Source organism: Rhizobium sp. USDA 4016, assembly GCF_056279705.1.
This window is the reverse complement of sequence record NZ_JBWCCY010000002.1, coordinates 1,637,146-1,657,248: the sequence shown is the minus strand read 5'-3', so window position 1 is coordinate 1,657,248 and position 20,103 is coordinate 1,637,146. Positions and strand designations below refer to the sequence as shown.

The following is a 20,103-nucleotide window of genomic DNA, read 5'->3' as shown; positions in this document are numbered from 1 at the left end:
TCTGGCCTCTTTCCGTACTGAGGCTCCTTCAGGAGCGCACGATACCAGCGCGCCACCGGCCTTCTTTGGGTGCGCATTCATTCCACGCATGCTACCTTACGAGATCCAAAGGAATATCTGTTGAGACGTCCCACCGACAACGGCTTTGCCGAGCGCCGCAATGCTGCGGCTGAGGCCAAACGAGAGCTTCTGGCAAAGTTTGCCTCCGCACCGAAATCGGCTGATCCCGCCATGCAGGAGCGACTTGCCGCGCGTGATGCGGTGACCCAGGCCCGTGAGCTCCGTCGTGCCGAACGGGAAGCATTGAAGGCGGCACAGAACCGGCGAATTCTTGCCGACGCGGCGGCCGAGGAAAAGGCAGAAGCCGAATCTCGTCAGGCAGAAATTGCCGATCAGGTTTCACGCGCCGCGGCCGCCGAAGCCGCACGCAAGGCCGAACGCGATCGCCGTTATGCCGCACGCAAGGCTCGTCAAGCCTGACGCGCAAACCACGGCGTTTATGGGCGCAAACGGGTCATGCGCGCACAGATGGTGCAAGATGCGCGAACAGGAACTGCTTTTGATGAATGCAAATGTCTATACACCTGCCTCACTTGCTGAAGACAATGTCGCAGCTTGGTTGAAAACCCTGGCGAAATACCGTCAGCCGCGGGTTCGTCGCAGCGCCTTCGAGCTGATTGTCACCGTCATCCCGTTCGCAGGGTGCTGGGCTGTCGCCTATTTTTCCCTCGCTTACGGATTCTGGTACGGGCTGGCCGCAGTCATTCCGGCTGCAGCCTTCCTGCTGCGCCTGTTTATGATCCAGCACGATTGCGGCCATGGCTCGTTCTTCGCCCGTCGCGGCATCGACGATTGGACAGGGCGTGTCATTGGCGTGCTTACGCTGACCCCTTACGATTATTGGCGCCGTGCGCACGCCGCCCATCATGCATCGGCTGGCAATCTGGACGAGCGGGGTGTTGGCGACATTACGACCCTGACGGTTGCAGAATACCGTGCCCTTTCGCCCATGAGACGGCTCGGCTATCGCCTCTACCGGCATCCACTCGTGATGTTCGGCATCGGCCCGGCCTGGCTCTTCCTCTTCAAGCAGCGCCTGCCAATCGGAATGATGAATTCCGGAGCGCTTCCCTGGGTGTCGACAATGGGCACAAACCTTGCCGTCGCCACACTCGCAGGCTTGATGATTTGGATTGTGGGGGTCTGGCCGTTCCTGCTGATCCACCTGCCGATCGTGCTGGTGTCGGGTGCGGCCGGCATATGGCTCTTCTACGTCCAGCATCAGTTCGAGGATACGCACTGGTCAACGGGCGACGACTGGCGGTTTCCGGAAGCTGCCCTTCACGGTGCGTCCCATTACGACTTGCCGCTGGTGCTGCGATGGATGACCGGCAACATCGGCATCCACCACATCCATCACCTGTCGAGCCGCATACCCTATTACCGGCTGCCCGAAGTGCTGCGCGACTATCCGCAACTTGCTGGAATCGGGCGCATTACACTTTGGCAAAGCCTGCAATGCGTCGGGCTTGTGCTATGGGATGATCGACGCCAGAAACTCGTTTCATTTCGTGACGCCGCGACAGCGGCGGCTTAATCCCGACACGCGGGAATCGGGCTCGGTTCCCGGTGGAGCGGCCGCGGCTGTCTTCTAAAACCAGCGTGACCGCGAAGACGAGACTATGATTGAACATTACTGACCGAGACTCCACTCCGTATCGGGACAGGCGAGCTTAGATGCTCGATGAAACCGGTCCATGGAGCATCACGCGATTGCGACCGGCCTGTTTCGCAAGGTAAAGCGCCGCATCGGCCTGACGCTGAAGCTGCTCGGGCGATGCCGCCTCTGCGGCTGGAGCCTGTACCGCCACTCCAATGCTCAGGGTGACGTAACGGGAGACGCGCGATCCAGGATTGGCAAAGGTGCCGGCTTCGACGCTCTTGCGAATTTGTTCAGCCACAGCGATGGCTCCGCGCGCGTCCACCCCTGGAAGCAGAACAAGGAACTCTTCGCCGCCGTAGCGCGCCACATGATCCCGATCGCGCCTCACGCAGTCCTGGATAATATCGGCAACCTCGACGAGACAGCGATCGCCCTCGGCATGGCCGAGACGATCATTCAGGTTCTTGAACTCATCGATATCGCACATCAGCATGGCTGCGCCTGCAGGGCATTTGGTGCCGCCGCCCCAGAGGCGATCGAGTGTTTCCATCATCCAGCGCCGGTTTGCGATCCCGGTTAGGGGATCGGTTCTTGCGAGATGCTCAAGTTTGCCATTTGCGTCGGCCAGTTCGGCGACACGGCTGCGGTCTCGAAGCTCAAGAAGGAAAGTCTTCTGGGCAAGAATCGTCATGGTCCGTCTGGCAACGACCGTTGCAATGATACCACTGGCAAAAAACAGCGTCGCAGCCACGGCGCTCCCGATTTCAAGGCCCGGGTTCAGCAACTGAAAAACGAGATAAAGGCCGAGCGCCAAAACGGCGATCGTCACCGTCCAAGCCAATGGTATGCCAAAGATGATGATGGCTGTAATCGCCACGAACAGCATGATGTTCAAGTGCCGCTCGTAGAACTCGCCACCCGCGCTCACGCCCACCAATGCGATCGACAAGAGAATGAGGAACATGCCGGCAATCAGCGAGAATCCTTGGAGCCAGGGCGCGCGCGGCCTTTGCCAAACAACGGCGATGGCCATAGCGACTGCCGGGAGGATGCTGCTCGGCGGGAGCATCGGCAGGGTGACGGCTCTTGGAAGCATCAACATGTTGAGCGACAGCGTCAGCACATCCAACAAAGCTACCCATATCATCCAGGCGCGAACGATCTTGGTCGTTCGCGACCAGGAGCGCTCCCGAAACAGGCGACGAAGCTCGCCTTTGAGACGGATGTCACGTGTACGGCGTGTGAGAAGCCGTTCAACTTCCGCCATGGCAGCTGGGTCCTGCACGTGAAGCGGCACCTGTTTGGACGTATTCAACGAACCGATGGGAACTGCATTCTCCTGGACATCCATTTGCACCCAACTAGCGGAATATCTGCCGCAGGCAAGCATGGCAGGGCGCCCTGAAAATGGATTGCCATGATCGCAACCATTTTCGTGTTCAGCCGCAAATTCGTGCGATCAGTGCCGCTGTACACCCGACAACTTTGCAGTTCGTGTCGATCCCGGTCGTCGAGATCGGGACTGATCACGCGTCGGATGCCGGCGACAGAGCCAGATTTCCCTCTCTCACTGAAAGTTGAAGGGACGCAGGTAGTCGAGGGTCATTCTCGGACCAAGCTGTGTTACAGTCCTTTGCGTGAATAACGCAGTGATTGGTTGACGATGTTTACGACGCTTGCGGTTCTCATCAGCCTCTCCGGTCTCGCCTCGACAGTGGCGCAAGCTTCGGAAGGCGAGGTCGATGTCGAGCTTGTCCTTGCTGTCGATACCTCACGGTCCATGGATTATGAGGAAGTTCGCATCCAGCGTGAGGGCTATATCGAAGCGCTCAAGCACAAGGAATTCATCGACGCGGTGAAGGGCGGTCTCACCGGCCGCATCGTCATCAGCTATTTTGAATGGGCAGGCTATGTTGTGCCCGATTCCGTGATCGAGTGGCAGGTAATCGAGACGCAGCAGGATGCGATCGATTTCGCCGATAAGCTGGAAGCGCGACCGATCAGCACGCAGCGTCGTACATCGATCTCCGCTGCGATAGCCCAAGGCGCCACAATGATAGTCTCCAGCCCCTATGACGGCATGAGGAAGGTGATCGATGTTTCCGGGGACGGGCCAAACAATTCCGGCGATCCGGTCATGTCCACCCGGGACAAGGCGTTAAGGGCAGGCATCGTCATCAACGGTCTCGCAATTATGCTGAGACCTGCCGAGGCTTCGAGCGGGCTCGACAAATATTATGCGGATTGCGTAGTCGGCGGCCCCGGATCCTTCGTGCTGCCAGTTCGCAAGATCGAGGATTTCGCCGTTGCTGTGCGCCGTAAGCTGGTCATGGAGATCAGTGGCCTTACCCCGTCGGCGGCGATTCAAAAAATTGCCGGCGACATACCGGCTACCGACTGCATGATCGGCGAGAAGCAGTGGCAGGACCTGTTCAACCGCTGAATTTCACCGTCCTCCCATCCCGTTTCCGTTCGGTACTTGCAATTGCGTCTCTCAGTCCGCTGGCTCTACCGGGCGACCGGTTCTTCGTTCGGCGACAAAGCGGTTTTCGGATTCGCGAGCTGTACCAAAAGCGCTCGGACAAAGGCTCTCCGCGATGAGCCTTGATGTGTCGGCATGTCGTTGGCGACAGGGTCGGCGGCGCCGCGCCAGATCTTGATCCCAATCCACAACAGATAGGCGCCACCTGCGACGCGGAGCGAGAAATCCAACACGTGGAAGTGGCGTTCAGATAGCGTCAGCCACGTTCTTAAGTCCACGCATAAGTGAGCTGTCAGAGGCCACTCCTCAGGGAGTGGACTGGCCAGGGTGTTTCGCTCGCCCCTTATAACGGGCCATCACCAAACGAACCTGATTGAAGTGGAGCTGGTCCGCAAGGACCAACTAGCGAGGATCTCGACAGGTTGAGGACCTGGAAAGCCACAGCTGCTGTATATGTCGGACAGGGCCGGATGTCGCAATACCGAAGCGGTACATTGCAGATCCGCTACTACGAGGTTCTGCCTGACGACACGTTCTACAGCGCAACCGTTGGACTCGACGACGAAGGTTAATGACGTCGCCGCGAAGCTGATCGAAGCTTCGTGGGCCGTCTGGACTGCGCGGCATAAACGCTCCGTCATCAGCAATTCGACTGCGAGGTCCACAGGCTAGTGCGCTTGAACGCAGGACCGGCTGCTCCAGTTAACGTGGAAAGACCACATCACGGAGACCGCCCATGCCGCCTCGCAAACGAACCGACACCGCGCCCTTGGTTGCCAAAGGTGCCAAGATCGGCGAGCCCGTCCCCAAGGCGATTGTCGACACCAACACCGCCGCGGTAGGCATTCCGCCTCAGCCGGACTATGATCCTCGCGAAGAAATCGGCGCCCTGCGCAAGCAGATGGAGGCGTTGCGGCAGCAGATTTCCGACGCCGCGCAATCCGTAAAGGGTGGCGCAAGACAAGCCGCACGTCAGACTGAAGCAACGGTTAAGCTCTATCCTGTTTCATCACTCCTGGCCGCCGCTGCGGTCGCCGGTGCGTTCGCCTTTGCGATCGCCGGTCTTCGATCATCGACGCCTCGTTCACGCTACGACCGGGCTCTCGACGAAGTACGCGATCTTTACGACCGTATCCGCGACCGTCTTTAGTCACATTTAGGGATTGCCTGTTGATCGATTCTCCCTCACGCTGCGCCATGCAAGCGAGAGGACACGCATGCTCGAAGTCATTATACGCCGCAGCCTGGACATCGTCGACCGGACAGAACGCTTGGTCGAAAAGGCGAGAAGGCTGATCGGAAGTGGAAGTCTCGACGACGTCGAGGTATATCGAATTCACACGGAGATCGAGCGCCTTACGGACCTCGTCTTCATCATGGACGACGCAGCGCGGTTGCTCCGCCGGACGTTCGAGCAACGTCCAGAGATGGCTCGTGCGTATCCGGCTCACGTGACCCTGCAGTAGAACCGCCACGCCCCCGATAGGACGCACGCTGCTGTGCTCATTCTGGCGCCTCTGGTGCCGTCAAGCCGCCTCCCGGAAAAGTGGCTCCCTGACAGTGCTTCCGCGGCACCGGAAAAGTCCGGTCCGGTGGGGTCGCTACCTCCTTGATGGCTGCCATTCTTCACTATCTGCCGACACAAAGAGGGTCGCAGGGAGGGTCGCAGGCGCGAGGTTTCACGTACCATATCACCGGAGAGGAACAAACCTTCCAATTGATGGTTCATGAGATGCGGCAGGCCGCCACGCCGCATACTGAAACCGAAACACGAACATCGGCGATGCCGCCGACGCGGAGAAAACACGGTTGCGGCCCAGCTGTATTCGATGATGGATCATGACCGAAGATTGCATCCGACGTCTCTAACAAGGCTGTTTCAGTCGCGTCCGACGTTCATGGTGCTTCCAAGGCCGGGTGGTCGAGGAGGCGGACAAATCTTAGGGTGAGCAAGGGGAACCGCGATCCCAATAAGAAGCGTGGCCAACCGCAATTACCCTGCTGAAATGGAATTACCTATGCTCAGTCGTCCGCACATTAAGCTGTCGAGCGTCGCCACCCTCCTTGTCGTGGTGGGCGGTGTACTCGTCGCACTGAAGGGCACGCATGGAGACACGCCAGACGGATCAGTGGAGACTGAGCTCGAGGCTGGTAGAGGAAGGGACGCAAGCGTCCCCGAGGCGATACCTGTGAAGGGCCTGCGCGATGTCTTTTGGCGGGTGGTTCACGAAGTCATCGATGATCGTGTGACACTCATAGCAGCCGGAGTGACGTTCTACCTCTTGTTGGGTCTGTTCCCCTCGCTGTCGGCACTCGTCGCGCTTTACGGGCTGATTGCAGATCCGGCCACCATGGCTGGCCACCTCCGGGAACTGTCAGGACTGCTTCCGCCGGGCGCGTTCGATCTCATCGCCGATCGCATCAAGAGCCTCGCCGAAAGCCGCGACTCGACGCTGGGCATCACTTTCTTCGTTGGCCTTGCCATCGCCCTGTGGAGCACGCATAGCGGGACGCTGGCGATCTTCGATGCGATGAACGTGGCCTATGAAGAAAAGGAAAAGCGGGGACTGGTCAAGCTTAACCTCGTAGGGCTGTGCTTCACTTTCGGCGCGATGCTCTCTGCCGCCACAATAATAGGACTGGTCGCTGTCATGCCTGTGGTGCTTTCCTATCTTTGGCTCGACCTATTCAAGGAGCACATGGCCCTGCTTCTGAGGTGGCCGTTGTTGCTTTTGATCGCAGCCGCAGCGACCACCGCCGTATACCGCTTCGGTCCGAGCCGCGAGCCCGCCAAGCTCCGATGGATGACGTGGGGTGCCTTTCTCGTGACCTTTTCATGGTTTGCGATGTCGGTCGGATTTTCGTTCTATCTCAACCACTTCGCCAACTACGACGCGACCTACGGTACCCTCGGTGCGCTGATCGGTTTCCTGGTCTGGATTTGGCTGTCGATCGTCATCCTGATCGTGGGAGGCGAGCTGAATGCCGAGCTGGAACACCAGACGGCGAAGGACACTACCACGGGGGCACCATTGCCGATGGGATCACGCGGAGCCTATGTGGCGGACACTCTCGGCGAGACCGCAGACCGGCTGCGCTGACAAGCAGGGACGCCTTCGCAGCCAGTTTGGCACGATCGAAACCTTCGAGACCCGCTACCACCTTCCGGTCAGTTTTCCTGCAGACCGGTCCAGGAGCTGGCGAGATGCGCAGGAGACCAGCGCGCGTCCAAACGATGGTTATGCGAGCCTGCCCAAAATATTGGCAAAGGCAACCCAAGCAGCCCTCCCCAGTCGCGTATCAGCTTCATCGCTGCCCCCGTGCGCATGCAGTGACGATCTTGGCGTTATTTCCGCTGGAAGGAGGATACGATGACCAGCCTCTGGATCGCAAATCAGCTCGGCTTCTTTCGCGAACATTTGTCGGCGATGAAGAACTGATCTCGCAAAGCTCTCCGAGGGCCACGGGGCGTCACTACCGCCAGCGATCAGAACTATATTAGCCCGGCTTTGTTCGACGGGAATGGTGGCAGCCGGAATCGATTTGGCGAAGCGTTGAAGACAGTGCTTGAACAAGCTTCGATAGGAAACCAGCCCGTTCGCGTATTCCTTTGTCCATGAAGGATCGGTGGGTACGAAGGGCAGGGGCTCGCTCTTCCATGTCCACGATGAGCGCTCCGGCCAGGCGATGCCGTCACGGCCCGGTCCGATGTTTCCCCAGACAACGGACGTTGGGCTCATGGCAAAGACTGCGTCGACGCGCTCATCGCGAGTAGCGACAAGCAGAGCAGCTTCCGCACCTTTTGATGTTCCGGCTATGGCGATCAGCTTGCAGCCGCGTTTCTCAAGTTCGTCGATTGCCTGGACGAACTTCTCCAGCGGGACTTCACAGATTCCTGGGGCTTGGCCCTCGCCGCCGAACCAGCGCAGGGCAAGCGACGTGACGCCGATGCTGGCGAAGAGCGAAGCACGTGGAACATCAACACGCCCGCTCGATCCGGCGAGAACAAGGATTCCCCATTCTGTCCGCCGGTCAGGCTCAAGCAATATTCCTTGGACGTTTCCGGATAGATCGATCTGGATACAGCTCGCCATTGAACAGCCTTGATATGTGCATCTTTGTTTTTGGCAGAGGCCAACATGCGTTTCCCAAACGCTACCGGCTTCTGAATGGTTGCTCGAAGCAGTGTAAGAATCGGAAACACTTTGTGACTAAGTTACTCCGAATGCTACGTTTTTCTATCTTGTCGTCCTAACGGTCCTGACGGATATTAGCGAGCGATAAGAGGTAGCCACCATGATCAGAATGATTAATGACCCGGCAGAGCTGGCGGGCGAGGACATCACAGGCAAATATATACTGCGAAAGTTGAACTACCACTGGTTCGCCTACGGCAAGGCCGCCATCGTCACCGCGTGCAAGGGGACCATTCTGCACCTCGACCGTGAAGAGACTGTTTATTCGGAACGCTGGGGTCGCCGCGCCTATACCGGCACTGGCAAACGTTATCCAGGCGGCGTGTGTCCTATCTCGGCAGTCGCCTGCGTCTGTGACACGCCAGACGATGTCAACGCTGTTATCCAGCTGGACGTTGAAGCGCAGGACGAATTCTACCAGCTGATCGCCAAGACTGAAGCCAGGGTTCATGATCTAGCCGCTTCCTCACAAAATAGCTTCTTTCTAGCGGCTGCCGAATAAGGCGGGGGCGGGCTCCTCGGCAATCGCTGGAGCGCTATCGGAACAGTCGTTGGTGCCAGGTCTCTAGTTCGTTTATTCGTTAAGGGTCTGGTCGTCTGCGCCCAGCGAAGAAGGCTCTGGCTGCCACATTCTACGACGTTGCGTCCGTCTATTGGTATCCCCACGGTGACACGCAGACCGTCCAGGCCTTCGACGGCCTCGACATTTGTACGCGTCCGGTGAAGCGTTATCGCCGTCTTGGTGCCGGGTTCACCACTGTCGGCCAGGACCGCTAGGCCGTTGCGACCGACAGAGCGAACAATCGCCGCTATTTCGTCAGCCTGGTGTCTTGATTGTTGATATGGACGGCCACGTCGGCACCTTCCTGGGCGAGCAAAATCGCTATCGCACTGCTCAAGCCAAGGCTTCCACCTGTCACCAACGCTCGCTTTCCAACGAAGCTACGCGACATCTTTCGCTCCTTGAGTTCTCAAATGTCGAACTGGTAGCTTGCCGGTTCGAACCGATAGCCCTCGGTGCGCTGCTCAAGGAAACCAACCGATGGGTGTGGCATGTGGTAGCCGATAAAGGGTACCCGATCCGTCGCGATCATATCCAGGACCTTTTGTCGGGTAACGGCTGCTCCAGCCTTATCCATGTCAAAACGGACCTCCCAGTTGGGCCGCTGGAGACCGACTGCGTAGTGCACGACCGTGTCAGCAGAGACCACGAGGCGACGTCCCTCGGACTCGACAAGCAAGATCATGTGTCCCGGCGAATGACCAGGTGCTGATACTGCCGTGATGCCAGGAGCGATGGTCTGCTGGTTGGTGACGAACGTCGTCTTCGGAGCGACGGGCTTCACGCGCTCCAACACCTGGAGATGGTTGCCTTCTGTAGCTGTGCCCACTCGGGCATCAGAAATCCAGAAACCATACTCAGTCGCATTAAAAGCATATCTTGCTTTGGCGAATGCTTTCGAACCCGCCTCGCGCAGTCCGCCAATGTGATCCCGATGAAGGTGGGGCGATGGCGCCGTTGTGCCGTCAGAAGCGGCCACTCCGCCGACGCGACCACCCGTTCTGTTATCCGCATAAGGCGAGCGCCGATTGCAGCAAATGCTTCAAATGCCTGCGCGTCGATATTGGGACTTACACGAGGCGGCTCCAGGGGATGAACAGAAGCGGCTTGTGCGGACCGCAATTGCTCCGAAAAGGCGTGCGATCAGCATGTGGCTGTTGTCTAAGATCCGTCGTCTGGAGGTTGTCGAGTCGGCTCGGATCGACGCTCCGCCAGCCGCTCTCGCGCTCGAGCGATTATCCGCACTGCCCAGGCAAGGGGTTCTGAGCGGGTATAGTCCTCGAGCAGGTTGGCATGGCGCTCCACCGCTTCCCAATTGCCCCCCTTGATGCAAGCCTCGATCGCAGATTTCCTAAACTCCAGTTGGTTGAGCACCGCCGCTCCTTTTGCGAGCAGTCCCTCTGCCTCCGCGAGCGACGATGCCCGGACTTCCGGATCGTCGGTGATCAACGCCAGCTCGCCCAAAATGCGTGGCCCCGCGAACGCCATTCCTGTCTCGCGTGCAATTGCGAGCGCCTCGTTCACTTGATGAAGCGCGCCATCCATGTCACCCGTGAGGCGCAGCAGGCTGGCGCGATTATATAGACCGACGGCCAGGAGACGCCTTGCACCAAGAGATTTCACCAGCGGCAAGCCTGCGCCCAGGTGATCGAACGCTTTGCTGTATTGTTGCAGCTCGCGGTAACAGAGGACGGCGGCGTTATGCGCGAGACTCTCGCCCCGCTTGTGCCCAACCTTCCCCGCCTCATTTATTGCGAGCAGGGCGGTGTCCAGAGCCGCCGAGGTGTCACCTGAATAGTATTGCGCTGTCGCCGCCATGGGGCGGTTAGCCGCAACAATCCCGAAGAACCCGTGCTCTTGGGCCAGCCGCACACAGCGGTCAAACAGCTTGTAAGCAGACACCATTCTCGCGCGAACGAATTGGACGTCGGCCAGCCCGCCCATCGCCATCGCTTCGAGCTCGACCGAACCCGCCTTCTTCGCCAGCTCCAGCGCCCGCTCGTGCTCGCGGCTGCAGGCTTCGGTGTTGCCGCTCGGAAAGTAAAGATTGCCGCGCAGGAAGTGTATGCGAGCCAGCTCCGCCACGAGGCCGAGCTGTGAAGCGATGCCCTCAGCCTGCTCCAGGTCAGTGAACGCTCCGTCCATGTCGTCGATCGTGCGTCTCGCTCCTGCACGGTCGATCTGGACGCGGCACCGAGCTCGATCGTCGGTCGCTGACGCCAGTGCGAGGTCGTAGGCTGCCACTGCTTCCCGGATCCGGCCCAGCCGTTCAAGGATTTCGGCCCTGGAGTGGGCCAGCTCGTAACGTTGGCCTCGGGCAACGACAATCTCGATCCCGCGGTCTGCGAGCGGAAGCGCGGTCTCGTACCGATAGCTCCCGACCAGCATCTGAGCTGCTGACAGGTAAGCTGCCGCTGCCCTCGGGTCCTCGGCACGGTCGAGATGTTCCGCGCGCGAAACCGCATCTTCATTGGCTGCAAACCATTCGGCGGCAGCGAGATGCAAGTCGTGTCGCCGACTCCGCAGCAGCGTCTCGTACGCTGCATCACGAAGCAGCACATGACTGAACAGAACAGCCTCGCCATGCGCTCTTAGGAGGCGATGCTCGAACAGATGGTTTGGAGTGTAACTAGAATCCCCCAGGAGATGCCGCAAAGCCCCAAGCTCGAACCTCTGGCCCAGAACGGAAGCAGTCTGGAGAGCCGTCTTGTTATCGCTGTCGAGCCGGTCAAGCCGAGCCTGCATGAGGCTCTGCACCGAGCCGGGAACTTCCACGGTCCCAACCTTTTGCTGCGTCTCGGCGAGGAGCTGTTCGAGGAACAGCGGATTTCCTGCGGCCCGCTCGACGCAGCGTTCCACGAAGCTGCCGCTCGTCGCGAGCAGTCCGCTCGCGAGCGCACGTGCATCTTCGAGCGGCAGAGGTCCGAGATCGAGCGTCACCAGCGGCACTTCGGCAACTTGCTCGCGCCACGTGGACCCAAGAGGATCGCCTTCACCGCGCGAGGTCATGGCAACGATAGTCATGCAACGAGCGGACGCGGCCGCGATTGCCGCGAGATGGGCGAGTGTCATCTCATCGGCCCAATGAATATCCTCGACGACGATGAGGTCAGGCCGCTCGAGGCTTGTTCGCTGTACCAGGCCTGTGACGGCCGTGATCCTGCCCGCCCGCAGGGTCTGGTTGTCCATGGCATTCACGAGAACTCGAAGCTCGGGGGGCTGAGGCAGATCAAGGAGATCGTTCAGGAAGACGACTTCGTCTTGATCGACGAGTCCTTTGGCGTGTGCCAGTTCAAGGGCAGAGCATCTCGCCGACGCCGTATCGGCCAAGCTGATGTTCAGAAGGCTGCGTACCAGAGCGCCAATCGCGTCACGTCCCGCGCCACTTCCAAAGTCGAGAACGAGGGTCGTATGGCAATCAAAACCATGGTCCTGCGCAACTCGTTGGAACTCCTCGACCAATCGAGTCTTGCCAATTCCAGCCTCGCCGCGGACGAAAAACGCCTGGCCTCGGCCAGATGATCGACATCCCGCGGCTGCTGCCGTGAAAATCTGAAGCTCTGCCTGACGGCCAACGAGTGGTCCTGCTTTAGCAGAAACCTCCGTCGTGCATCGAAGTAATTGCCATGCTCTTACAGGTTCTGGGAACCCTTTCACGGTCAGAAAACCCGCGTCCAGGCAGTCAATCTTGCCACGCGTGGTTCTCATGACGGCATCGGAAATAAGGATATCATCAGGCAGTGCCGCGGCCGCGAGTCGCGAAGCGAGGTTCACGGACTCGCCCGTAACCGTGTATTCGTGGTGGCTGGCGCTCCCAGTCGTGCTTGCAATGACCTGACCACCCGCGACTCCCGCATGAACCTGGAGCCTGCGGCCGTGAAACTCCGCGAGTTCTGAAACAGTATCGCGTATTTCCAACGCCGCATGTACTGCACGAAGCGCGTCGTTTCCGTACGCTATGGGTGCACCGAAGACCCCCATCACGCAGTCACCGATGTGCTTGTTCAGGTATCCGCCGTGATTCACGATAATAGGATCAACACGCTCGAAGAAAGCGTCCACAAGCTCATGCAGTTCTTCAGGGTCGAGCTCCCGACTGAGGGCCGTAAATCCAACCATGTCTACAAAGATTACAGTTACCTGCCGACGCTCGCTATCCACCCTGCGCGGTGCCAGGGCCGGCCGATCCTCGTCGCAAGGTGTTCTTAATATCCTGATGGCGTCAAGAAGCTTCTTGCGGTGGCCGAGCGCTGAGACACCCAGGTGGCGCAGATCCTGATCTGTTAGGTCAGGCAAGACATCACCATCTATCGCGTTGTCTCGAAACGCATCGATGTACTGCTGGAGCTTCAATGAGCGCAACCAGTTGGCAACGTCCACCTGCCTGTCCTCTCAGGTTCAAGGCGACTGCTGAACTTTTCTAACGTCCGAAATTGAGCCTACTCGCGCTCAAGACGCCCCTCGCAACTTTTAGCTCGCGAGGCTTCATATATTAGCATAGCGGCATAGTCGCAGGGAGACCGCGGATCAAAGGATCGAACCCAACAGCAATTCCGGATGGGCCTCGCCGATGCACGACGCGTGCTAGAAATATTGACTGTAGAGACAAGACGATCATGTCGGCTCGCACCACCGGCTGGGCGTCGCATATGCGGCACCTACCAGAGTAGCCAATTTGTGCGCCGCCGCGCCCAATGCGACTTCAAGGCCGATATTCGGATACGCACGGAGCTACCGATTTCATGACGGATCAAAGGGCGACGCCGGTCACCGGGTCGACGATAGGACGCTCGTTCTCGTCCCGCGTACCGGCTGGCGGAACCGCGGGTGCCATCGACTCCTTGTTAGCGGAATCAGGCTTCTCGGGCACCGGCTTGACGTCTTTTGGACGGCGCTGTTCCCGAGTGGCGTTCGTGTCGTTGGTGCTCATGGCAATCTCCCTTGTACCAAGAACACCGATGGTGGCAATCTAGTTCCAGGAAGCCGCCACGCACGCAAGGATCTGACAAATTTCATCGCTCACCACGCAACCATCCGTGGATCGCGCCGTTTCGATATTGAACGACGCGAGGCTTCGGATGGGACTTCTGGCACGAATGTTGACAATAGTCATGGTACTACTGGGTGGCGTCGTTTTCTCGCAAGGACCTGAATTTGCCCAACAGTACCGCCAGCGCATCGGTGGGGCCCTGGACGAATTGAGGAAGATCGTCGATGCATTTGATTCCCAGGCCGTCCAAAACGGCCTCGACCGTCAGGAGGCCCTCAGCGTATATGCAGCCTCTCCTGAAGTCTTCCTCCGTAATCAAGGCGACGCGATGCGCCGGATATTCGAGCGTTACGACAGGCTTTCGGCACAGCAGCGGGAGTTGGCACTGGAGCCTCCAGTCACTAGACCATTGCTGCTGCTGCGCCGCCCGGACCTGACACTTGCCAAGAACACTTGGAATGACTTCGTTCCAGCGGTTCCAGTCGATCTGGCAGGGCTGATCTGGGGGGCAGCGGGATGCGTCTTGGGCTGGGCAACGGCAGCCGGTTGCGGTGCTGCGAGTCGTGGAATGACACGGGCGGCACGCGTCCGCAGGGCGTGATCTGGCAGAGAATTGTGCCGCTTACCATGAATTGCCTCGGCCGGGTCGGGTGCCTGACGCGGGTGGAGCCGGCGAAATCGAAGTACGGGTTGGCAAATGGAGACGACGCTTTCTTAGAGATCGGCTCGATAGTCTGCTCGACAAAGTTCGCCCTGGTTCGGCCGGACGATTGACACGACGATCAGATTGCTACTGTGATCGAGCGCACGCTGCGTTCAACGCCAAGCGATGCGACCCATTGGTCGATCCGCTCGATGGCAGGGGCCACAGGCTTTTCGCACACGACGATCCGCCGGAAATGGAACGCCTTCGGCTTGCAGCCTCATCGCACTGAGACGTTCAAGCTGTCCAGCGACCCTTTGTTCATCGATAAGATCCGCGAAATCGTCGGTCTTTATCTGTCACCGGGCTATCGTTACTGGTGCTTTGAGGCCCTTTTGGAGGTGCAAAAGGACATTGTGGGGGAGCGGGTTCATCTACATCACCTTGACGGCACAGGTTCTTTGCGAAATGCTAAGACGTCAGACCAATTTGAAAAGCTGCTGCTTTAAGAAGTCAACTGGGGAACCATGAAGGCAAATGTCGGCGATACCCCCCTGATCCGGCCGCTTCCCGCCATGGATCGTGCGCGTCAGGTGACTGAGGCGCTGGCTCATTATGTTGAGGCGGCGAAGCTTAAGGCAGGCGACAGGCTGCCGGCCGAACGTGAACTTATGGCAGCCCTTGCTGTGGGTCGTTCGACTATTCGCGAGGCGATCCGGCACTTTCAGGCGCTTGGAGTGATTGAGACGCGCATGGGAAGCGGCACCTATCTCTTGAAGCCGGTTTCCAAGGCGACCATCCACATGCCGCTGTCACTTGACACGGCGCATCTTCGTGACGTCCTTCTGCAGACGCTGGAGGTTCGCCGCGGCATCGAATGCGAAGCAGGCATGGTGGCTGCGCGGCGCAGAACGGCCAGGGACCTCGCCGTCATCGAAGAGAAGCTCGATGAAATGGAGCGCGTGCACCAAGCGAAGGGCACGTCCGGTCCCGAAGACCTCGCCTTTCACATGGCTGTTTATGACGCAACCCATAACCCGCTGTTCGGCCAGCTTCTTGAGCAGATGCGCGAGACGTTCGAGCGCTTTTGGACTCATCCATTCGACCGGGAAGACTTTGCGCGCCGGTCCTTTCCGTTCCACCGCACGCTTTTCAACGCCATCGTTGCCCAGGACGCCGAGGCTGCCCGCGAAGAAACATTGAAAATCCTCGAGGTTGTCGAGGAAGACATCAAGGAAATGTCCAAATGAGCAACGGCTTGGAACCCTTCGAGCTTGCTTCGCTGATCACCGCCCATGACGAGGGCAACTTCGCTGATGCGGTCGTTCCGCCGATTTTTCAGACGTCGCTTTTCACCTTCTCCGACTACGATGACATGATCGCTTCCTATCGCGGCGAGAAGGTGCGGCCGATCTATACGCGTGGGCTTAATCCGACTGTGCGGATGTTCGAGGAGATGCTTGCCAAGCTCGAGGGCGCGGAAGATGCCCTCGGCTTTGCGAGCGGCATGGCGGCGATCTCATCGGCGGTCCTGAGCTTTGTAGAGCCCGGTGACCGGATCGTAGCGGTCAGGCACGTCTATCCAGATGCTTTCCGCCTGTTTGGCACGATCCTGAAGCGGATGAGGATCGAGGTCACCTATGTCGACGGGCGCGACGAGGAGGCAGTCGCCAAGGCGCTGCCCGGTGCGAGGCTCTTCTACATGGAAAGCCCGACGAGCTGGGTCATGGAGGTCCATGACGTTGGCGCGCTTGCGGCGCTCGCCAAGCGGCATGGCGCCGTTACCATGATCGACAACAGCTGGGCGAGCCCCTTCTTCCAACGGCCGCTGACATCAGGGGTCGATCTCGTTATCCATTCGGCCTCAAAATATCTCGGCGGCCACAGCGACGTCGTCGCCGGCGTCATTGCCGGTTCCAAGGAGATGATCGCGCGCATCAAGGCCGAGGCCTATCCCTATCTCGGCGCCAAGCTTTCGCCCTTCGACGCCTGGCTTCTCATCCGCGGCCTGCGGACGCTGCCGCTTCGCATGAAGGCCCACGAGGCTGCGGCGATGGCCATCGCCCAGCGCCTGCAGAAATTCGATGTCGTCGAGCAGGTCTGTCATCCGGGACTTTCCAATCGTCTGCCCACTGGCCTCAACGGCACATCGGGGCTCTTTTCGTTCATTTTCCGCGAAGGTGTCGATATCCGCGCCTTTGCCGACCACCTCAAGCTTTTCAAACTGGGTGTAAGCTGGGGTGGGCATGAAAGCCTGATCGTACCGGGCGAGGTTGTGCTCCAACAGAAAGCGCAGCCGAATTCCGCGCATGCCTTTGGCATTCATCCGCGGTCCGTACGCCTCCATGTCGGCCTCGAAGGAACCGAGGCACTGTGGGGGGATATCGAAGAGGCGATTGCCGCCGCTTCATAACCGTCAACTGAAAGAACACCGAAAAGGGGGAATGAGCATGAAGAGACTGATAACCGCAACGCTCTTCGCAGCGATGATGGCAGGCACGGCCTTTGCCGATACGACGCTGAAACTCGTCGAAGTCATCACCAGCCCGGAGCGCACCGAGACCCTCAAATCGATCGTCGGTAAGTTCGAGGCCGAAAACCCGGGCACCAAGGTCGAAATCATCTCGCTACCGTGGAACGAAGCCTTCCAGAAGTTCGCGACAATGGTGTCGGCGGGCGATACGCCGGACGTGATGGAAATGCCGGACACCTGGCTATCCCTCTACGGCAACAACGGCATGCTTGAAAGCCTTGAACCCTATCTGGAAAAGTGGGAGCACACCAAGGAGCTGACGCCGCGCGCGCTTGAACTCGGGCGCGATGTCAAGGATACGGCCTATATGCTGCCTTACGGCTTCTATCTGCGTGCCATGTTCTACAATAAGAAGTTGCTACAGGAAGCAGGCGTTGCCGAACCGCCGAAGACGATGGACGAATTTTCCAAGGCCTCCGAAGCGGTCTCCAAGATCTCCGGAAAATACGGCTACTGCATGCGCGGCGGCCCGGGCGGCTTGAATGGCTGGATGATCTTTGCAGCCTCCATGGCAGGAGACAACAAGTACTTCAACGAAGACGGCACTTCGACCATGAACAGCCCCGGCTGGACAAAGGGCATCGAGTGGATGGTCGACCTCTACAAGAAGGGCTATGCGCCGAAGGACAGTGTGAACTGGGGCTTTAATGAGGTCGTTGCCGGCTTTTATTCCGGCACCTGCGCCTTTCTCGACCAGGATCCGGATGCTCTGATTGCCATTGCCGAGCGCATGAAGAAGGAAGACTTCGGCGTCATCCCGCTGCCGAAGGGGCCGGACGGCAAATCCTTCCCCACGATCGGCTATGCGGGATGGTCGATGTTCACGACGAGCCAGAACAAGGACCTTTCCTGGAAGCTGATTGCAACGCTTGAAGGTCCGGAAGGCAACATCGAATGGAACAAGAAGATCGGCGCTCTGCCGGCCTATACTGCGGCCGAGAAGGATCCCTTCTATGCCGGCGACCAGTTCAGGGGCTGGTTCGAGGAACTGGCTGACCCGAACACGGTTCCGACCGTCATGCCGACCTACCTCGAAGAATTCGCCTTCTTCAAGGATTCGCTGGCCATCAAGACCTCGCAGCAGGCACTTCTTGGCGACATTACGCCGAAGGAGCTGGCCGATCAGTGGGCCGACTACTTGACCAAGGCGCAGCAGAAGTTCCTGGCCAAAAAGTAAGAGCCAGGGGCGGCGGAGCGATCCGCCGCCGATTTTTCCCGACGAGACAGACGGCGCCATCAGCGCCGCGAACCGGAATTTGGCCGATGACTATGATCGCCGACACGTTGAACAGGCGCCACGATCGCAGGCCGTGGCTGAAGCGTCTTGCAGATGCCTCGGAGCCCTATCTCTACAGCGCACCGTCGCTGATCCTCATCATCGCGGTTATGTTGGCGCCGCTGGCGGTGGGCATTTCCTACGCCTTTCGCGATATCCAGCTTCTGAACCCATTTTCCGGCGGTTTCATCGGGCTTGAGCACTTCCGCGCCCTTTCGAAAGATGCGGCCTTTTACGGCGCGCTTCGCAATACGCTATGGTGGACGGGCGCTTCGGTGATCTTGCAGTTCATCTTCGGGCTCATCCTGGCGCTTTTGCTCGATAAGCCGTTCTGGGGCAGGGGCATCGTGCAGGCACTCGTCTTTCTGCCCTGGGCGGTTCCGTCCTTCCTTGCGGGCCTCAATTGGGCCTGGCTTTTCAATCCGGTGATCGGGCCCATTCCGCACTGGCTCTTCGGCCTCGGGCTGACCGGCGCGCCTGGCAACATTCTTTCTGATCCGCAATATGCGATGTGGGGACCGATCATCGCCAATGTCTGGTGGGGCATCCCGTTCTTCGCGATCACGCTGCTCGCAGCGCTTCAGGCAATTCCTCGCGATCTTTACGAAGCAGCATCGATCGATGGCGCCGGCTGGGTCCAGCGCTTCCGTTCGATCACGCTTCCCTTTCTTGCACCGACGATTGCCATCACCGTCTTGCTCCGCACCGTCTGGGTATCGAACTTTGCTGATCTCATTGTCGTCATGACGGGCGGCGGGCCGGCGGACCGGACGCAGATCGTCGCCAGCTATATCTTCACCCAGGCGTTCAGACGGCTCGATTTCGGTTATGCCTCGGCGATCGCACTGGTTCTGCTCGCACTGCTGCTTGCCTATTCCATGCTGATCATCCTGCTGCGGCAGACCCTGCTGAAGGATTGAATAGATGAGACGATCCACGATTGCGACCACCGCCCATCGGCTGGCAATCCTTTGCTATATCGGTTTCGCGCTCTTTCCGCTTTTCTGGCTGCTGAAGGTCTCGGTCACCCCGAACGACCTGCTTTATAGCGAGGGCGTGCGCATGTGGCCGTCGCGTACGACATGGGAACATTATTCCTTTGTGCTTCAGCACAGTGCCTTTCCAACCTTCTTCAAGAACAGCCTCATCGTGTCGGCCTCGACGGCGGTGGCGGTGACGATCTGCGCGTCGCTTTCCGGTTATGCGCTGTCGCGCTTCAATTTCCGCGCGAAATATTGGATCGTTGCGCTGATGCTTTTGACGCAGATGTTCCCGCTGGTCATGCTCGTCGCACCGATCTTCAAGATACTCTCGCCGCTGCACTTGACGAACAGTCTGACCGGCCTCGTCGTCGTCTATACCGCCTTCAACGTGCCCTTCGCGACGTTCCTGATGCAATCTTTTTTCGACGGCATTCCAAAGGATCTCGAGGAGGCTGCGATGATCGACGGAGCGACGCAGTTCACGGCCTTCAGGCAGATCATCTTGCCGCTGACGCTGCCGGGGATCGCGGCAACCCTCGGCTTCGTCTTTACCGCGGCCTGGAGCGAACTGCTTTTCGCGCTGATGCTTATCAACGGCAATGACGCGGCAACCTTTCCGGTCGGCCTTCTTACATTCGTTTCGAAATTCTCCGTGGATTTCGGGCAGATGATGGCGGCGGGTGTCATGGCACTCGTTCCGGCCGGCCTCTTCTTCCTGCTCATTCAGCGTTATCTCGTCCAGGGCCTGACGGCCGGCGCGGTCAAGGGTTAGTCA

The 20,103-nt window shown here is 59.0% G+C and carries 19 protein-coding genes and 1 pseudogene; 14 read left to right on the top strand and 6 right to left on the bottom strand.

Annotated elements, in window-relative coordinates; genetic code table 11:
* The first annotated feature begins 120 nt into the window (after positions 1-120).
* Positions 121-480 (top strand): DUF6481 family protein, encoded by a 360-nt coding sequence (locus ACZ9DP_RS09015; RefSeq protein WP_074071668.1) that lies wholly within the window; start codon positions 121-123, stop codon positions 478-480.
* An 82-nt stretch (positions 481-562) separates the two neighbouring features.
* On the top strand, positions 563-1,597 hold the full coding sequence (locus tag ACZ9DP_RS09010) for a fatty acid desaturase (RefSeq protein WP_476202240.1): 1,035 nt from the start codon (positions 563-565) through the stop codon (positions 1,595-1,597).
* Between the two features lie 136 nt (positions 1,598-1,733).
* Here ACZ9DP_RS09010 and ACZ9DP_RS09005 read toward each other — a convergent pair whose 3' ends face one another.
* Positions 1,734-3,014, bottom strand: a complete 1,281-nt coding sequence (locus ACZ9DP_RS09005) for a diguanylate cyclase (RefSeq protein ID WP_476201305.1) — start codon at positions 3,012-3,014, stop codon at positions 1,734-1,736.
* 312 nt (positions 3,015-3,326) lie between these two features.
* On the opposite strand from ACZ9DP_RS09005, the gene ACZ9DP_RS09000 reads away from it, so the two are divergent.
* Positions 3,327-4,106, top strand: coding sequence for a DUF1194 domain-containing protein (locus tag ACZ9DP_RS09000; protein WP_074071669.1), 780 nt, complete (start codon positions 3,327-3,329; stop codon positions 4,104-4,106).
* Between the two features lie 65 nt (positions 4,107-4,171).
* Here the strand turns inward: ACZ9DP_RS09000 and ACZ9DP_RS08995 are convergent, their stop codons facing one another.
* Positions 4,172-4,378 (bottom strand): LysE family translocator, encoded by a 207-nt coding sequence (locus ACZ9DP_RS08995; protein WP_476202238.1) that lies wholly within the window; start codon positions 4,376-4,378, stop codon positions 4,172-4,174.
* Between the two features lie 503 nt (positions 4,379-4,881).
* On the opposite strand from ACZ9DP_RS08995, the gene ACZ9DP_RS08990 reads away from it, so the two are divergent.
* From ACZ9DP_RS08990 to ACZ9DP_RS08980, 3 genes are all read left to right on the top strand, one after another.
* Positions 4,882-5,295 (top strand): hypothetical protein, encoded by a 414-nt coding sequence (locus tag ACZ9DP_RS08990; RefSeq protein WP_074071672.1) that lies wholly within the window; start codon positions 4,882-4,884, stop codon positions 5,293-5,295.
* Between the two features lie 67 nt (positions 5,296-5,362).
* A complete protein-coding gene (locus tag ACZ9DP_RS08985) occupies positions 5,363-5,611 on the top strand; it encodes a hypothetical protein (RefSeq protein WP_194731320.1) in 249 nt (82 codons plus the stop codon).
* Between the two features lie 552 nt (positions 5,612-6,163).
* Complete coding sequence (locus tag ACZ9DP_RS08980; RefSeq protein WP_283073811.1) at positions 6,164-7,246, top strand: YihY/virulence factor BrkB family protein; 1,083 nt, start codon at positions 6,164-6,166, stop codon at positions 7,244-7,246.
* 138 nt (positions 7,247-7,384) lie between these two features.
* On the opposite strand, the gene ACZ9DP_RS08975 is transcribed toward ACZ9DP_RS08980, so the two are convergent.
* Positions 7,385-8,239 (bottom strand): acyl-CoA thioester hydrolase/BAAT C-terminal domain-containing protein, encoded by an 855-nt coding sequence (locus tag ACZ9DP_RS08975; protein WP_476201304.1) that lies wholly within the window; start codon positions 8,237-8,239, stop codon positions 7,385-7,387.
* Between the two features lie 202 nt (positions 8,240-8,441).
* Here ACZ9DP_RS08975 and ACZ9DP_RS08970 point away from each other — a divergent pair, with 202 nt between their 5' ends.
* Complete coding sequence (locus ACZ9DP_RS08970; RefSeq protein WP_074071676.1) at positions 8,442-8,843, top strand: hypothetical protein; 402 nt, start codon at positions 8,442-8,444, stop codon at positions 8,841-8,843.
* A gap of 469 nt (positions 8,844-9,312) precedes the next feature.
* Here the strand turns inward: ACZ9DP_RS08970 and ACZ9DP_RS08965 are convergent, their stop codons facing one another.
* The 3 genes from ACZ9DP_RS08965 to ACZ9DP_RS08955 all read right to left on the bottom strand — a co-directional run bounded on the left by ACZ9DP_RS08965 (position 9,313) and on the right by ACZ9DP_RS08955 (position 13,833).
* Complete coding sequence (locus ACZ9DP_RS08965) at positions 9,313-9,882, bottom strand: MBL fold metallo-hydrolase (protein WP_476201302.1); 570 nt, start codon at positions 9,880-9,882, stop codon at positions 9,313-9,315.
* A 182-nt stretch (positions 9,883-10,064) separates the two neighbouring features.
* A complete protein-coding gene (locus tag ACZ9DP_RS08960) occupies positions 10,065-13,283 on the bottom strand; it encodes an adenylate/guanylate cyclase domain-containing protein (RefSeq protein ID WP_476201300.1) in 3,219 nt (1,072 codons plus the stop codon).
* Positions 13,284-13,653: 370 nt separating this feature from the next.
* A complete protein-coding gene (locus ACZ9DP_RS08955; protein WP_194731316.1) occupies positions 13,654-13,833 on the bottom strand; it encodes a hypothetical protein in 180 nt (59 codons plus the stop codon).
* A 148-nt stretch (positions 13,834-13,981) separates the two neighbouring features.
* Between ACZ9DP_RS08955 and ACZ9DP_RS08950 the strand changes: the two genes are divergently transcribed.
* From ACZ9DP_RS08950 to ACZ9DP_RS08920, 7 genes and pseudogenes are all read left to right on the top strand, one after another.
* Positions 13,982-14,494 carry a DUF2937 family protein gene (locus ACZ9DP_RS08950; RefSeq protein WP_194731315.1) on the top strand — a complete coding sequence of 171 codons (513 nt, stop codon included), beginning with the start codon at positions 13,982-13,984 and terminating at the stop codon, positions 14,492-14,494.
* A 79-nt stretch (positions 14,495-14,573) separates the two neighbouring features.
* A pseudogene (locus ACZ9DP_RS08945) lies at positions 14,574-14,910 on the top strand (helix-turn-helix domain-containing protein); the annotation flags it as partial.
* Between the two features lie 153 nt (positions 14,911-15,063).
* A complete protein-coding gene (locus ACZ9DP_RS08940; protein WP_092588266.1) occupies positions 15,064-15,786 on the top strand; it encodes a FadR/GntR family transcriptional regulator in 723 nt (240 codons plus the stop codon).
* Positions 15,783-16,949 carry a PLP-dependent transferase gene (locus ACZ9DP_RS08935; RefSeq protein ID WP_476201298.1) on the top strand — a complete coding sequence of 389 codons (1,167 nt, stop codon included), beginning with the start codon at positions 15,783-15,785 and terminating at the stop codon, positions 16,947-16,949. The genes ACZ9DP_RS08940 and ACZ9DP_RS08935 overlap by 4 nt, the downstream gene beginning before the upstream one ends.
* Before the next feature lie 37 nt (positions 16,950-16,986).
* Positions 16,987-18,246 carry an ABC transporter substrate-binding protein gene (locus ACZ9DP_RS08930; RefSeq protein WP_040116535.1) on the top strand — a complete coding sequence of 420 codons (1,260 nt, stop codon included), beginning with the start codon at positions 16,987-16,989 and terminating at the stop codon, positions 18,244-18,246.
* A gap of 86 nt (positions 18,247-18,332) precedes the next feature.
* Positions 18,333-19,265: a carbohydrate ABC transporter permease gene (locus ACZ9DP_RS08925; RefSeq protein WP_194731313.1), complete on the top strand. Its 933-nt coding sequence runs from the start codon at positions 18,333-18,335 to the stop codon at positions 19,263-19,265.
* Between the two features lie 4 nt (positions 19,266-19,269).
* On the top strand, positions 19,270-20,100 hold the full coding sequence (locus ACZ9DP_RS08920) for a carbohydrate ABC transporter permease (RefSeq protein WP_074071693.1): 831 nt from the start codon (positions 19,270-19,272) through the stop codon (positions 20,098-20,100).
* The last annotated feature ends 3 nt before the right edge of the window (positions 20,101-20,103 follow it).

Bases quoted from the DNA above. Each gene is read 5' to 3' on its own strand.
- ACZ9DP_RS09010 (WP_476202240.1), top strand. From the start codon at position 563: ATGAATGCAAATGTCTATACACCTGCCTCACTTGCTGAAGACAATGTC.
- ACZ9DP_RS09005 (WP_476201305.1), bottom strand. From the start codon at position 3,014: ATGGATGTCCAGGAGAATGCAGTTCCCATCGGTTCGTTGAATACGTCC.
- ACZ9DP_RS09000 (WP_074071669.1), top strand. From the start codon at position 3,327: ATGTTTACGACGCTTGCGGTTCTCATCAGCCTCTCCGGTCTCGCCTCG.
- ACZ9DP_RS08990 (WP_074071672.1), top strand. From the start codon at position 4,882: ATGCCGCCTCGCAAACGAACCGACACCGCGCCCTTGGTTGCCAAAGGT.
- ACZ9DP_RS08985 (WP_194731320.1), top strand. From the start codon at position 5,363: ATGCTCGAAGTCATTATACGCCGCAGCCTGGACATCGTCGACCGGACA.
- ACZ9DP_RS08980 (WP_283073811.1), top strand. From the start codon at position 6,164: ATGCTCAGTCGTCCGCACATTAAGCTGTCGAGCGTCGCCACCCTCCTT.
- ACZ9DP_RS08975 (WP_476201304.1), bottom strand. From the start codon at position 8,239: ATGGCGAGCTGTATCCAGATCGATCTATCCGGAAACGTCCAAGGAATA.
- ACZ9DP_RS08970 (WP_074071676.1), top strand. From the start codon at position 8,442: ATGATCAGAATGATTAATGACCCGGCAGAGCTGGCGGGCGAGGACATC.
- ACZ9DP_RS08955 (WP_194731316.1), bottom strand. From the start codon at position 13,833: ATGAGCACCAACGACACGAACGCCACTCGGGAACAGCGCCGTCCAAAA.
- ACZ9DP_RS08950 (WP_194731315.1), top strand. From the start codon at position 13,982: ATGGGACTTCTGGCACGAATGTTGACAATAGTCATGGTACTACTGGGT.
- ACZ9DP_RS08940 (WP_092588266.1), top strand. From the start codon at position 15,064: ATGAAGGCAAATGTCGGCGATACCCCCCTGATCCGGCCGCTTCCCGCC.
- ACZ9DP_RS08935 (WP_476201298.1), top strand. From the start codon at position 15,783: ATGAGCAACGGCTTGGAACCCTTCGAGCTTGCTTCGCTGATCACCGCC.
- ACZ9DP_RS08930 (WP_040116535.1), top strand. From the start codon at position 16,987: ATGAAGAGACTGATAACCGCAACGCTCTTCGCAGCGATGATGGCAGGC.
- ACZ9DP_RS08925 (WP_194731313.1), top strand. From the start codon at position 18,333: ATGACTATGATCGCCGACACGTTGAACAGGCGCCACGATCGCAGGCCG.
- ACZ9DP_RS08920 (WP_074071693.1), top strand. From the start codon at position 19,270: ATGAGACGATCCACGATTGCGACCACCGCCCATCGGCTGGCAATCCTT.